Annotated in this window: 10 protein-coding genes; 7 read left to right on the top strand and 3 right to left on the bottom strand. The window is 45.1% G+C overall.

Features of this window, described 5'->3' with window-relative positions:
* Window positions 1-3: 3 nt before the first annotated feature.
* The 6 genes from ACYTXL_RS29740 (at window position 4) to ACYTXL_RS29715 (ending at window position 9,203) form a co-directional block, all read left to right on the top strand.
* Entirely contained in the window at window positions 4-2,658 is a 2,655-nt protein-coding gene (locus ACYTXL_RS29740) for a CHAT domain-containing protein (RefSeq protein WP_461927779.1), read from the top strand.
* Window positions 2,659-3,159: 501 nt separating this feature from the next.
* A complete protein-coding gene (fbp, locus tag ACYTXL_RS29735) occupies window positions 3,160-4,209 on the top strand; it encodes a class 1 fructose-bisphosphatase (protein WP_292797445.1) in 1,050 nt (349 codons plus the stop codon).
* Window positions 4,210-4,535: 326 nt separating this feature from the next.
* Entirely contained in the window at window positions 4,536-5,681 is a 1,146-nt protein-coding gene (gene tal, locus ACYTXL_RS29730; protein ID WP_461927778.1) for a transaldolase, read from the top strand.
* Between the two features lie 148 nt (window positions 5,682-5,829).
* Complete coding sequence (zwf, locus tag ACYTXL_RS29725; protein ID WP_461927777.1) at window positions 5,830-7,359, top strand: glucose-6-phosphate dehydrogenase; 1,530 nt, start codon at window positions 5,830-5,832, stop codon at window positions 7,357-7,359.
* 80 nt (window positions 7,360-7,439) lie between these two features.
* A complete protein-coding gene (opcA, locus tag ACYTXL_RS29720; protein WP_461927776.1) occupies window positions 7,440-8,816 on the top strand; it encodes a glucose-6-phosphate dehydrogenase assembly protein OpcA in 1,377 nt (458 codons plus the stop codon).
* A 174-nt stretch (window positions 8,817-8,990) separates the two neighbouring features.
* Complete coding sequence (locus ACYTXL_RS29715) at window positions 8,991-9,203, top strand: hypothetical protein (protein ID WP_461927775.1); 213 nt, start codon at window positions 8,991-8,993, stop codon at window positions 9,201-9,203.
* 35 nt (window positions 9,204-9,238) lie between these two features.
* On the opposite strand, the gene ACYTXL_RS29710 is transcribed toward ACYTXL_RS29715, so the two are convergent.
* Complete coding sequence (locus ACYTXL_RS29710) at window positions 9,239-9,874, bottom strand: glutathione S-transferase family protein (RefSeq protein ID WP_461927774.1); 636 nt, start codon at window positions 9,872-9,874, stop codon at window positions 9,239-9,241.
* Window positions 9,875-10,010: 136 nt separating this feature from the next.
* Between ACYTXL_RS29710 and ACYTXL_RS29705 the strand changes: the two genes are divergently transcribed.
* On the top strand, window positions 10,011-11,459 hold the full coding sequence (locus tag ACYTXL_RS29705; RefSeq protein WP_461927773.1) for a cobyrinate a,c-diamide synthase: 1,449 nt from the start codon (window positions 10,011-10,013) through the stop codon (window positions 11,457-11,459).
* Between the two features lie 48 nt (window positions 11,460-11,507).
* Here ACYTXL_RS29705 and ACYTXL_RS29700 read toward each other — a convergent pair whose 3' ends face one another.
* Together ACYTXL_RS29700 and ACYTXL_RS29695 are read right to left on the bottom strand one after the other, a co-directional pair.
* Window positions 11,508-12,647 carry an MFS transporter gene (locus tag ACYTXL_RS29700; RefSeq protein WP_461927772.1) on the bottom strand — a complete coding sequence of 380 codons (1,140 nt, stop codon included), beginning with the start codon at window positions 12,645-12,647 and terminating at the stop codon, window positions 11,508-11,510.
* 459 nt (window positions 12,648-13,106) lie between these two features.
* Window positions 13,107-13,898, bottom strand: a complete 792-nt coding sequence (locus tag ACYTXL_RS29695) for a TonB-dependent siderophore receptor (RefSeq protein ID WP_461927771.1) — start codon at window positions 13,896-13,898, stop codon at window positions 13,107-13,109.
* Window positions 13,899-14,083 lie beyond the last annotated feature (185 nt).

The following is a 14,083-nucleotide window of genomic DNA, read 5'->3' as shown; positions in this document are numbered from 1 at the left end:
CCTTTGTACTTCTTAATCGCTTTGTTATGCATCCTTGGTTCACCCGTACTGGCAAAAGTTGCTGGCTCAATTAATTCCTCATCCCAATTACCAATTAACAATCTGACATCGCTAGCTGTCGTCACTGACCCCGCTTCACTACTACAACAGGGCAAAGTTTTATACAATACCGGAAACTTCGCCAAGGCTGTAGAAGTGTTACAACAGGCTGTCCAAGCATATAAACACACTTCTCTACGAGACGCTGCGCGAACGGCATTGCTCAGTGACCAGCAAGGGGAGACCCTGAGACTGGCAGCGACACTGAGTAATCTTTCCCTAGCTTACCAGCAACTCGGTGCATGGAGTCAGGCACAGCAGGCAATTACAGAGAGCTTAAATTTGCTCAAAGGAGAGGATGAAAACCAAAATCTGCAAATATTTGCCCAATCACTAGATATTCAAGGTCGTCTCCAACTGAGAATGGGACAGTCGGAGGCGGCTTTAGCAACTTGGCAGCAGGCGGAAAAAATTTACAAGCAAGCTGATAATAAAAGCGGCGTGGTGCGATCGCTAATCAATCAAGCACAGGCATGGCGAACCCAAGGATTTTACCCTCGATCTGTCAAAACACTCGAAGAGGTTAGTCAGAGGTTAAAATCTCAACCAGATTCTATCGAAAAAACAGTAAGTTTGCGATCGCTCGGTGATGCCCTTTTAGTAGTGGGCGATTTGGAAAAGTCACGCCAGGCGCTAGAAGAAAGTCTGAGGATTGCTCGAAACCTGCAATCAAGCGCTGATATTGGGGCTAGTCTGTTCAGCCTGGGGAATAATGCCCGTAAACAACAGGATAAAGCAAAGGCGATCGTCTATTATCAACAAACAGTTGAAGCATCTCCCTCACCTCTGACAAAAGTCCAAGCGCAACTGAATCACCTGGGCTTACTGATTCAAGATCAACAATGGCTAGAGGTTCAAACTCTCTTGCCGTTGATTGAGTCGCAACTCGACAAACTCCCCCTCAGCCGTGCTAGTATTTTCGCTCAAGTTAACTTTTCACAAAATTTGTCAAAAGTAAAGAGTGGTGTCTTGCAAGCATCCAGTCAGAATTACTACTTAGGATTTAGCAGAAAAGACTCAGCACTATTACTTGCTAGCGCCATCCAGCAATCCCGCAATTTAGGGGACAACCGGGCAGAAGCCTATGCTCTGAAGAGTTTAGGCGGCTTGTACGAAGAATCCAGACAGTGGTCAGAGGCGCAAGACCTGACCCGACAAGGATTAGCTTTGGCACAGAGCAGCAATGCACCAGAAATTACCTATAGTTTACAGTGGCAGTTAGGTAGATTGCTCTGGGCAGAAAAAGATATTAATGGTGCGATCGCGGCCTATGATGCTGCTGTAGAAACTCTCCAGTCTCTTCGCAAAGATTTAGTAGTCAATAAAGATATAGTCAACCAGGATGTGCAATTTAACTTCCGGGACAGCGTAGAACCCATCTACCGACAGTCAGTAGAGTTATTGCTGAAATCCCAAGAAGCGAAACCAGATGAAAAAATATTAGAGAAAGCACGTCAGCGAATTGAAGCACTCCAACTAGCAGAATTGGACGACTTCTTCCGGGAAGCTTGCCTGCAAGGTCAAAGAGTAACCCTCGATCAAGTCGTAGACCAAGATAATCCCACAGCTGCTATCCTTTATCCAATTATTCTGGAAAAAGAAGTCCAGGTAATTGTCAAAATTCCCAAACAACCTCTGCAAAGCTACACTACTCAGATTTCGCACACAGAAGTAGAGAAACTCTTAGTAGAACTGCGAAAAAATCTTGTCAATCCCACCGCTACTAAAGCCGTCCAAACCCACTCGCACGAAGTTTACAACTGGCTGCTCAAACCCATTGAGTCACAATTGCAAAAAAATGGGGTAGATACCCTAGTGTTCGTTCTGGATGGGCCGTTACGTAATTTACCAATGGCAGCTCTTTATGATGGTAAGCAATATTTAGTAGAGAAATATGCGATCGCACTGAGCGTCGGTCTGCAACTCTTCGACCCTAAACCGCTAGTGCAACAGCAGCTAAGAGCTATAACTGCCGGATTAACTCAGCCGCCGCCAGGGTTTTCCAAGTTTGCACCCTTGCTGGCGATCAAATCTGAATTCGAGGGCATTACCAAAGCAGGAGTTTCGACAACTAGCCTACTAGATAAAGATTTTAAGAAAAAGAATTTAGAGAGTGAAATTGGTGCTGCTTCATTCAACATAGTGCATTTAGCAACCCACGGTCAGTTTAGTTCCCGCCTTGAAGACACTTTTATTTTGGATTTCGATGGTGAGATAAATGTCAAGGATTTTGATACTCTCTTTCGCAGTCAGGGTAAAACCATAGTAGAATTATTAGTTTTGAGTGCTTGCCAGACAGCAACAGGAGATAGCCGTGCAGCACTCGGTCTAGCAGGAGCAGCTGTACGAGCTGGCGCACGCAGTACCGTAGCTTCCCTGTGGCAGATTGATGATGAATCGACGGCAATGTTTGTTAGTGCCTTCTATCGAGAACTCAAGAGTGGCAAAATCACCAAAGCCGAAGCTATCCACCGCGCCCAATTACAACTGCTAAAACATCCTAACTACAAAGCACCAAGCTTTTGGTCTGCCTATGTGTTGATTGGCAATTGGTTGTAATTTAAGAACTGGGGAAAAGTCTTCTCAGTCTTCTCTAGGGACTGACAAATAAAAAAATATCCAACTACTTATTGTGAGGTGGGCGTCTCGCCATTGCTGTCAACTTCAGAAAAAATCTGCTTTGAGAAGACGTTTTGCCCTTATCCCCTAACCCCTTCTCCCAAGTTGGGAGAAGGGGAACTAGATAATTTGCTCCCCTCTCGCAAAATTGGTAGAGGGGCTGAGGGTCAAACCTCGAAAGCATGCCTTGCCTAACTTCTATTACTTTCTCTAGTCACTTGATTTAGGTAAATTATTGACTCAATATTGGCAATGTCTACGGCAACCAACTACGTATCTCGGCTCTGGGCGCAGGGGTCACTAAAAATTCATTTCTTTAGTTTATCTAAAGTCCCATTTAAGTTCTCAAATTACCTTTCTAAGATAGAGGCAGCAACTACTATAAGTTGCCATACACAACTAAAACCCAAATAACAGCTAGTGGCTGCCGATAACACAAAAATGACTAAAGCGCCAGAATCTTTAGACTTATCTACCTACGAGGCAACAGACAAATCCCTAGATCGTGATTGTACAACCTTATCCCGTCACGTCCTCCAGCAACTTCAGAGTTTTTCGGCAGATGCACAGGATTTAAGTGCGCTGATGAATCGCATCGCCCTGGCGGGGAAACTGGTTGCTCGTCGCATGAGTCGCGCTGGTTTAGTGGAAGGCGTTCTCGGATTTACTGGGGATGTTAATGTCCAAGGAGAATCCGTCAAAAAGATGGATGTCTATGCCAATGATGTGTTTATCTCAGTGTTTAAGCAAAGCGGCTTAGTCTGTCGCCTCGCTTCTGAGGAAATGGAAAATCCCTATTACATCCCGGAAAATTGCCCCATTGGGCGCTATACTCTGCTGTATGATCCAATTGATGGATCATCCAACACTGATATTAACCTTAGCTTAGGTTCCATTTTCGCCATTCGCCAACAAGAAGGAACTGATAGCGATCGCAAGGCAACTGACCTCCTCACCAATGGACGTAAGCAACTCGCAGCCGGATACATCTTATATGGCCCCTGCACAATGCTGGTCTATACTATAGGTAAGGGCGTTCATTCCTTTGTCCTTGATCCCAGCTTAGGAGAGTTTATTCTCACAGAAGAAAATATCCGCATTCCTACCCACGGTTCTGTTTACAGCGTCAACGAAGGTAACTTTTGGCAGTGGGAAGAATCGATTCGAGAATACATCCGCTACGTTCATCGCACACAAGGGTACACAGCTCGTTATAGCGGCGCAATGGTCAGTGACATCCATAGACTTTTGGTTCAAGGCGGTGTCTTTCTCTACCCAGGCACAATTCAAAACCCAGAAGGAAAATTGCGCTTGCTTTATGAAACCGCTCCTCTGGCCTTTTTGATTGAGCAAGCAGGTGGTCGTGCTACTACAGGACTGATGGATATCTTAGATGTGGTGCCGAAAAAACTCCATCAGCGCACGCCTTTAATTATTGGTAGCAAAGAGGATGTAGCCAAGGTGGAGTCTTTTATTCAAAACGGACACTAAAATCGCCAGGTGGAAGACAAAAGAAAATAAAGCTTTCTTTACAAGCTTTGGAACTGGATAGTTATTTTTGCCATACTGCACTACAAGACGGTGACAAAAGTATCAAGATGCGTCTAGCCTATGGCATTAATTAAAAGTTAATCATGGTGATTTAGGATTGGAAATGTAGAATAGCACTTCTTGAAGATCAATTAAAAATTATCTCAGCTGGCCGATGCGATAAGTGATTGACAACGCCACAATTCAAAAGTCACCATCAAAATTTGATGGGTTTTGCCAACTTCACTTGGAAACATCACTATACAGGAGTGAAACAAATTAGAGCTATGGCTACTAATCATCTACTAGAAATTACCCAATACGGTCAAAGTATCTGGATTGATAATTTGACCCGTGACATTATTCAATCAGGCGAACTCAAAGACCTGGTTGAAAATCAAGGTATCTCTGGGATTACTTCTAACCCAGCTATCTTTGAAAAAGCGATCGCTGGTAATGTCATTTATGATGCCGATATCGAAGCCGGAGTTCGGGCTGGCTCACCGATACAGAAAATTTACGAATCCCTAGTTTTTGCAGATATCCGTAACGCCTGTGATATTTTACGCCCAGTTTATGAAGCCTCGAATAGACTAGATGGTTATGTGAGTATGGAAGTACCACCAACCATCGCCCAAGATACTGAAGCAACCATAGTCGAAGCCCGGCGCTATTTCCAAGAAATTGGTCGGGAAAATTTGATGATTAAAATTCCCGGTACAGAAGCAGGCTTACCAGCAGTGGAACAGGCGCTCGCTGATGGTATAAATGTCAATATTACGCTACTGTTTTCTGTAGAAAGCTACATTAACACAGCTTGGGCTTATATTCGGGGCTTAGAAAAACGGGTGGACCAGGGTAAGGACATCAGTAGAATTTCTTCAGTCGCTAGCTTCTTCCTCAGCCGAATTGATAGCAACATTGACGCCAAAATTGATGCTAAGTTGAAAAAAGGCGTTGATGATATTGCCGTGGAAGCAAGGCTCAGAGCTGTTAAAGGGAAAGTAGCGATCGCTAACGCGAAGATTGCGTACCAAGAATACAAGAAAATCATTAGAAGCGAGCGTTGGCAGGCTTTGGCAACCAAAGGAGCAACAATACAACGGCTACTTTGGGCAAGCACCAGCACCAAAGACCCCAACTACAGAGACGTGATGTATATCGAAGAGTTGATCGGCCGAGATACCGTTAACACCGTACCACCAGCGACGATTAAAGCTTGTGCCGATCATTGTAACGTCAGCGATCGCTTAGAAACAGATGTAGACAAAGCTTACACCTTGATCGAAAACCTCAAAGATCCCGATATTAACATCGATCTGGATGCCGTAATGGATGAACTGTTAGTCGAAGGTATTGACAAGTTTATCCAGCCCTTCCAGTCCTTGATGAACTCTTTAGAAGAAAAGATCAAGGTATTGTCGCCAGTGTAGGGGCTGGGTATTGGGGACAAGGGGGACAAGGGAGACAAGGGGGACAAGGGAATAAAGAAAGTGTTTTCCCAATGCCCAATGCCCCATGCCCCATGCCCAATCTCAAAATCCAAAATCCAAAATCCAAAATCCAAAATCCAAAATTGTTATGGTTAGTCTGCTAGAAAATCCCTTGCGCGTTGGTCTGCAACAACAAAGGATGCCCGAACCCCAAATTATAGTCATTTTTGGCGCTTCTGGTGATCTCACCTGGCGCAAACTAGTACCAGCACTTTACAAATTGCGGCGAGAACGGCGTATTCCACAAGAAACTACCATTGTCGGTGTGGCACGTCGAGAGTGGAGCCACGAGTACTTCCGTGAACAGATGCAAAAAGGCATGGAAGAGGCACATCCTGATGTCGATTTAGGGGAACTTTGGAAAGACTTCTCTCAAGGTTTGTTCTATAGTCCTGGGGATATAGACAATCCCGAAGGCTACCAGAAACTCAAAAGCTTATTGAGTGAATTAGACGAAAAACGGGGTACGCGAGGGAATCGGATGTTCTACCTCTCAGTTGCCCCCTCATTCTTTCCCGAAGCGATTAAGCAGCTAGGAAGTGCTGGGATGCTAGAAGATCCCTACAAACATCGTCTAGTAGTTGAAAAACCCTTTGGTCGGGACTTGGCTTCTGCCCAGAGTCTTAACCAAGTGGTACAGAAATTTTGCAAAGAAAACCAAGTATATCGCATTGACCACTACTTAGGTAAAGAAACAGTCCAGAATTTGCTGGTGTTTCGCTTTGCCAATGCGATTTTTGAGCCGTTGTGGAATCGTCAATTTGTTGACCATGTGCAAATTACCGTCGCAGAAACCGTAGGAGTGGAAGACCGGGCTGGTTATTATGAAAGTGCCGGCGCACTACGGGATATGTTGCAAAATCACCTCATGCAACTTTACTGTTTAACGGCGATGGAAGCACCCAACGCAATGGATGCCGACAGCATCCGCACAGAAAAAGTGAAGGTACTCCAAGCTACTCGTTTAGCTGATGTTCACAATCTCTCAGGTTCAGCAGTACGTGGGCAGTATAGTGCTGGCTGGATGAAGGGTCAAGCAGTGCCGGGGTATCGGACAGAACCAGGCGTTGATCCCAACTCCACCACACCCACCTACGTAGCAATGAAGTTTTTGGTGGACAACTGGCGCTGGAAAGGTGTTCCTTTCTACTTGCGTACCGGGAAGCGGATGCCGAAAAAAGTTAGTGAGATTTCCATTCACTTCCGCGAAGTTCCGTCTCGGATGTTCCAATCTGCCGCCCAACAGACAAACGCCAACATTTTGACGATGCGGATTCAGCCGAATGAAGGAATTTCCCTGCGTTTTGATGTGAAAATGCCGGGGGCAGAATTCCGCACCCGTTCCGTTGACATGGACTTTAGTTATGGTTCCTTTGGCATCCAAGCAACATCCGATGCCTACGATCGCCTATTTCTTGATTGTATGATGGGCGATCAAACATTATTCACCCGGGCGGATGAAGTAGAAGCAGCTTGGCAAGTAGTAACGCCAGCCCTTTCCGTTTGGGATGCACCCGCCGACGCAAATACTATTCCCCAGTACGAAGCCGGTACTTGGGAACCAGCAGAAGCAGAATTCTTAATTAACCAAGATGGCCGTCGCTGGCGCAGACTCTAAATATTAGTCATTAGTCACTAGTAAAAACAAATGACCAATGACAAAATCCAAAATCCAAAATCCAAAATCCAAAATTCCTTATGGCTCCCCAAGCGTCTACAATTTTTTCACTTCAGGCACCAAAAGATATTTCGCTTAACGAATTAGATGCGGAACTGAATCAAATTTGGCAAAGCTACGGCATTAGTGGCGAGACCGGTGGGCTTCCTGCTGCTACTCGCGCGACTACATTTACCTTAGTGGTTTATGAACCGGAAGAAACCCAGTATCTTTTGGCTACTTTGGGATTTTACAACGGACCACTTGACGGGATTTTAGGGCCTCAAATGGAAGCTGCGCTGCGGCAAGTGCAGAAAAAATATGCACTGCCACATACTGGAATAGCAACACCTGAAACCCTGGCTATCTTGAGAGAAGAATTCGCCAAACGTCAAGGAAACGCGGCTACAGGGGATAATAGTTCTACTAGTATTCCCAGCTTAAATGCCCCAAGCCCCAGAATTGCCGATGAAATCGCCCTCCGCAACCCCTGCCGCATTATTGCACTGTTTCCCATTGCTGGCGAAGATGAAGGGGTTAAGGCTCAAGTTTCTGCCTATTGCCCCATCCAAAAGCAATCATCAAGCACACTAATCTGCTGCGAATATATAACTCTCAGTGGAACTCCTGCTGCCTTGGAACGGATCGGGGGGATGATTCCAGCATTGTTAATTGGCGGCTTACCAAAGTTTGTCTGGTGGAAAGCAACACCAGACCCAAACAACAGTCTATTCAAACGGTTGGCAGCAGTATCCAACAATGTTATTGTGGATTCTTGCCGCTTTAACGAGCCAGAAAGTGATTTACTCCACCTACAAGAGTTGGTAGAAAGTGGTGTTCCCTTAGCTGACCTAAACTGGCGTCGCCTCTCAGCATGGCAAGAATTAGCAGCTGAAGCCTACGATTCTCCTCACCGTCGGGCTGCCTTGAAGGAAATTGACCGAGTAACAATTGATTACGAAAAAGGCAATCCCGCACAAGCATTGCTGTTTTTGGGTTGGCTGGCAAGTCGTCTAGAATGGCAGCCAGTTTCCTATCAAAAGGAAACCGGAGATTACGACATCACTCGCATTGCCTTTGTTGCCCAAGATCAACGACAAGTGGAAGCAGAATTAGCGGGTGTTCCCCTTGCTGATGTGGGTGAGATTATAGGCGACTTGATTGCCCTGCGCCTCAGTTCGACAAATCCGCAGGCAGACTGTGGTACAGTAATTTGCTCGGAAACTGGTGGCTGTATGCGGATGGAAACACACGGTGGTGCCCAATCTGCCGGTCTGTTTCAACAAGTAACTTCACTTTCGGAACAAAAGGCGGAAGCATTGCTAAGTCAGCAGGTGCAACGTTGGGGGCGCGAGTCACTTTTTGAAGAAAGTCTGGGAGTGACAGCGAATATTTTCAAATTGGAAACAAATAATTAGCTTCCCCTGGAAAGAATAAAAGTTACCAAAATTGCGAAAATCAAACACAAGCTCTTTAGATTTTTGGATATTTCAATAATCTGGAGGGTTTTTCTATTTTCCTTGGTTTTAGCCTAATACGCTTGGGTTAAGAAAAATAGCTTTGTTGGGTAGAGCAATAGCGAAACCCAACAAATGGTTGATAATGTTGGGTTACCCTGCGGGATCTTGCTACGTTCCTCAACCCAACCTACACTAGTTTTAGTTTTTAGCCTTAACGCAAGCGTATTGGGTTATCAAATAGTTTATATATTTGGTGAAAAAGAATGTGGAGATGCGTTAGGGCAGCGCGACGAAGCCCAGTCCTATTTCGCGTCTCTACAAGGATTTCAGGTAACGCATAATTAATTTCACCGATGTCTTTTGTTGTTGCTTTCCCCAAATTATTGAAAGGATACGTCGTATGCGCCTCCACGCTCAAGTGCGCGTTTATAAGCAGGTCGTGCATGAATGCGCTCAACAAATTTTTTGAGCTTTGGTCGGCTCTCGACCTCTTCTCTTAGCATGGCGATTTGTTCGAGGGGAAAGCTCATTTGGATATCGGCGGCGGTAAATTCTTCACCTACAAACCACGTACTTTTACGGAGTTGGTCTTCTATGTAGTCAAAATGAAGTTTGATCTGGGGCGCGACGAATCCGCTAATAACGCTGCTGTCTCCTGCTCCCAAATTGTTCAACACCAGCCGCATCACCAGCAGTGGCATTGCAGAGCCTTCGGCGTAATGCAGCCAATACGTATAGCGCACGTACTCCGGCGTACCTGATGCCGGGACTAGCCGACCATTGCCGTAGCGATCAACTAGGTATTCGACGATCGCGCCCGACTCAGCGATCGTCAGGTCTGCATCTGTGATCACTGGTGACTTGCCGAGGGGATGGACTTGGCGCAGCGACTCTGGTGCCAGCATTGTCTTTGGATCGCGTTCATAGAATTTGATCTCGTATTCGATACCTAATTCTTCGAGCAACCACAGCACACGCTGCGATCGCGAGTTGTTAAGATGATGGACAATTATCATAAAAGGTTCCTCTTCTGGTGGCTTATTGTTATCCGATCTCAGCTAATCTCTAAGTATAATTATTAGACAGACTTTTTCAATCTAACTCCCCTAATTGGCTGGTTTTTTTCCTTCTTTGAATTTTGAATTGTTATTTATGGCTTTAGTCATTGCCGGGGAACGTAGTGGAGTGGGTAAGACAACAGTCACGCTCACCCTTTTAGCATCTTTACGTCGTCGCGATCGCTTGGTGCAATCTTTCAAGGTAGGCCCAGACTACATTGATCCGATGTTTCATCAACACGTAACTGGTCGTGCTTGTCGCAATTTAGACCCAGTACTGACTTCCGAAGCTTATGTTCAGCAATGTTTTGCCGATCATAGCCAATTGAGTGAATATGCTCTAGTAGAAGGGGTAATGGGGTTATTTGATGGAGTGAAGAGGAGTAGGGAGTGGGGAGTGGGGGACATGGGGGATGAGTTTGGCCGATGCCCAATGCCCAATGCCCAATGCCCGACAGACTTTGCAAGTACGGCACACATCGCGCGGCTTTTAGATTTAGCTGTGGTGTTGGTGATTGATTGCAGTCGTTTATCTGGTTCTGTCGCTGCGATCGCTCACGGCTACCAGTCTTTTGATCCCCGAATTAAAATAGCTGGGGTAGTATTAAATCGCGTCGGGAGCGATCGCCACCTCTCTCTGCTCAAAGATTCCCTAGAATTCTTACAATTGCCCATTCTCGGCGTAGTGCGGCGTCAAGATAACATCACAATTCCCGATCGCCATTTGGGTTTAGTACCGACAGCCGAACTTCCCGAACTCAACGCTTTAATTGATCGCCTCACCGATTTAGGTGATACTTGCTTCGACTGGCAACGCTTATTACCTTTGTTAAAATCCGAACCTCTCCCTCATCCCCCACCCTGCGGTCAGCTAAAGCTACATCCCCCCTCATCAGTCAGGATTGCAGTAGCCCGCGATCGCGCTTTTAATTTTTACTACCAAGATAATCTCGATTTGCTGCAACAGCTTGGCGCAGAACTGGTTTTCTGGAGTCCCTTAGAAGATGCTGGTATACCAAAAGATGTGCAGGGAATGTATTTTGGGGGTGGTTTCCCAGAAGTTTTTGCCCAGCAATTAGCAGAAAATACCAGCGTTCGTGATGCATTGAAAACGGCAATACTTAAAGGAATGCCTACAATTGCCGAATGCGGAGGATTGATGTATTTGTGTGAGCAAATTATCGATTTTGAGAGTAAATCTTGGTCGATGGTGGGAGTATTACCGACCTCAGCTGTAATGGGTGGGCGTTTAACTTTGGGATATCGTCGTGCAGTCGCTTTGCAAGATAATCTGTTAGTTAAGGCAGGTACAACAGTTTATGGACATGAGTTTCATCGTTCCCATTTAACCTTAACTCCCACTCAGCCCCTATTTGAAACTTCTCGCTACGATTGTGAGGAAAATATGGGATGCGAGGGATGGGGTTTACCTGCAAACGTTCATGCTTCTTATGTTCATCTGCATTGGGGAGAAAGTAGAGAAATTCCCCAGCAGTTTCTTAAAGAATGTCTGAAAGTAGCATCTTCAGGAACGTGGATTTAAGTCAACACCAAACCCAGTAGGTTAATTTACAACAGCGTGGCTGGATGCTTACTGAGGGGTAAGGGCTGAGTCGTGAGTACTTCTGGTGTCATCAAAGGCTATGGCAATAATTGCGACACCAAGCACAGCGATCGCTACACTAATAGCAAACACTCCCCGATAGCCGAAGGCTTCGGCAATTACACCACTGATTGCCGCCGCCGCAATGCCGCTAAAGGAAGCAACTGAACCTTGGATGGAGTAATCTGTGCCAGCTGTCTCTAGTTGGCTTTTGTCCATCATAATAGTTGATATAGTTGTACTTGCCATGCTAGTAGAGAACTGTACAGCGATCGCAGCCAAATAGAGTATGGGTAAACTTTTCACACTAAATGCCGGTAGCAGGTAGATGGCGATCGCTACAGCTTGCAGCAAACCAAAGAGAATTAGCGATCGCTTTCGCCCCAAGGGATTAATTAGCAAACCCGCAGTCAGCGCCGCAAATACTCCAGTACTATAACTAACCACTCCTAGCAATAAGCCAATATCTGCTAAAGATAGCCCCATATCCACCAAAAAAGGACGATACATAGTGCTGGCTATGGCGCTACCTTTCAGATAAAGCACTAAAATGAGCAACCAACGCCATATTCCAGAACGACGGAAAAATTTGACTAAATTTTTCCAAGCCAGAGTCGAGCGTTGAGACTCAGACCCTGCTTGATTCTTTCGACTGCGTTCTTTGTGCAGTAAAATTGGCAGCAGTGCCATTACCACCAGCAGCGCCAAAGTAAACATAGTGGCTTTCCATCCCCAGTAATTGAGCAAGCTCAACATCACACCACCGCCAATCACAGCACCTAAATAGCTGCCTCCTATTTGCACTCCATTACCGAAACCTCGCTCATTTACATCTAGCAACCCCACAGCCAAGGCATCCGTTGCAATGTTTTGCAGACAACAAAAGAAACACATAACAAACAGACAAATCAGGAGGGCGGTAAAATTGTGTTGAATGTCAAGTAAACCACCAGCAACAGTGGTGCAGGCAATTAGGAGTTGAAAGCAGATAATCCAGAATCGATAATGTCCAACAGCAGTGAAGCTATAGCGATCTAGTAGAGGAGACCAGAGAAAATTTAGCATCGAAGGTAGAACCAGCAATGAAAGCAAACCAATCGCTTGTCTAGAAACTCCCTGCTGACGCATGAATACGGGTAACTCATATCTTGCACCTCACCGTATAATCCCAGAAAAAGTAAAAAGATGTGCGATAAAGCTACCTAATTTTTATTGGCTTTTATCGATAAATCAATACTTTTACTTTTTTACTGAGTAATAAAATCACATCAATTTTTGTTGGTGCAAGATGTGAGGTAAGGCTTGAAACAGAAACATAGTTGGGATGAACTGTGACATATACAAGCTGCCCAATAACCCTAGTTTCTTCAAGCTGTTGGTACTAATCATCAAGATTAATTCTCCTACGTTAACAAACAGAATTCAGGAGTCAGCAGCCAGAATTCAGAATTGAATTCTGTGCGACTGGCGGATATGGTGCAACACATCGAGTGGCGGGTCTGAATCCCTTACGAGAGTGATTCTGACGCCTCGGCGGAGCAATCCCAAGCTCCGCTCCTGAATTCTGACTCCTGAATTCTTCTTTAATCAGAACTCCACAGACACCGAACCTAGTACGCTAAAAGGCGGTGCTGGAGACAAAGCACCAATCTGATAATAGTAATATTGAGTATTAAATACATTATTGAAGTTCAGACCAATGCGGAATTTGTTTCGGCGATAAAAGAGAGCAGCATCAGTTCTGAGGTATGAGGGCGCTGTGAAAGTATTCGGGAGTGATACTTGGTAGTCTCCTGAATACACCAGTCCCAAACCAAATCCCAACCCCTTCAAATTGCTACTTTGCAACTCGTAAGTTGTCCACAGACTGGCGCTGTTATATGGCACAGTAATTAACTGATCGCCTACGGGGATACGGCTATCTTTACTGACAAAAGTATCCGTGTAAGTGTAAGTAGCAATGACCTTCCATCCCGGCAATATTTGTCCGGTTACATCTAGTTCAATCCCACGGCTTTTTTGTTCTCCAGTTTGAATGCTATAAAGTGGATTGGTTGGATCTGGTGTGAGCAAATTTTGGCGAGTAATTTGGTAGAACGCTAGTGTAGTTGAAAGACGACTGTTAAGAAATTCCTGCTTAATTCCTACCTCAAATTGTTCGGAAGTTTGCGGTTTGAATAATTCTCCTGTCTGGCTCGTGCTAGAGTACACAGGATTAAAATAGTTAGACCAATTAAAATAAAGCGAAGTGGATTTACTCGGCTGATAGACAATACCAGCTCGCGGCGAGAATTTATTGTCTACCTGCTCGTTAATTAAATTGCCACCAGGTGCATCTTTCAGTAGATCGAAAATATTTCTAGAAGCCTTACCAACCACTCATTTTAACCAGTGTATAGAATTCGCTGGAATCCTCTTATAATCTGCTGTTCGAGTAATTCTGTTGTCAATTAACTCCTGGAGTTTAGACTAGTTCCCGGTGCGAAACTCAGAAAGCTTATTCTATAAAGCCTAAAAACCTTAGCTGAGGTTGCTGGAAATAGCTTAAATCCATATCGTCATTT

Source organism: Nostoc sp. (genome assembly GCF_054880495.1).
Note: the sequence above shows the minus strand (reverse complement) of the source record. Positions and strands in the feature narration are given on the sequence as shown.

Coding starts and splice junctions, on each gene's coding strand:
- ACYTXL_RS29715 (WP_461927775.1), top strand. CDS start 8,991: ATGGTTGATAATGTTGGGTTACCCTGCGGGATCTTGCTACGTTCCTCA.
- ACYTXL_RS29710 (WP_461927774.1), bottom strand. CDS start 9,874: ATGATAATTGTCCATCATCTTAACAACTCGCGATCGCAGCGTGTGCTG.
- ACYTXL_RS29700 (WP_461927772.1), bottom strand. CDS start 12,647: ATGCGTCAGCAGGGAGTTTCTAGACAAGCGATTGGTTTGCTTTCATTG.
- fbp (WP_292797445.1), top strand. CDS start 3,160: ATGACTAAAGCGCCAGAATCTTTAGACTTATCTACCTACGAGGCAACA.
- tal (WP_461927778.1), top strand. CDS start 4,536: ATGGCTACTAATCATCTACTAGAAATTACCCAATACGGTCAAAGTATC.
- opcA (WP_461927776.1), top strand. CDS start 7,440: ATGGCTCCCCAAGCGTCTACAATTTTTTCACTTCAGGCACCAAAAGAT.
- zwf (WP_461927777.1), top strand. CDS start 5,830: ATGGTTAGTCTGCTAGAAAATCCCTTGCGCGTTGGTCTGCAACAACAA.
- ACYTXL_RS29705 (WP_461927773.1), top strand. CDS start 10,011: ATGGCTTTAGTCATTGCCGGGGAACGTAGTGGAGTGGGTAAGACAACA.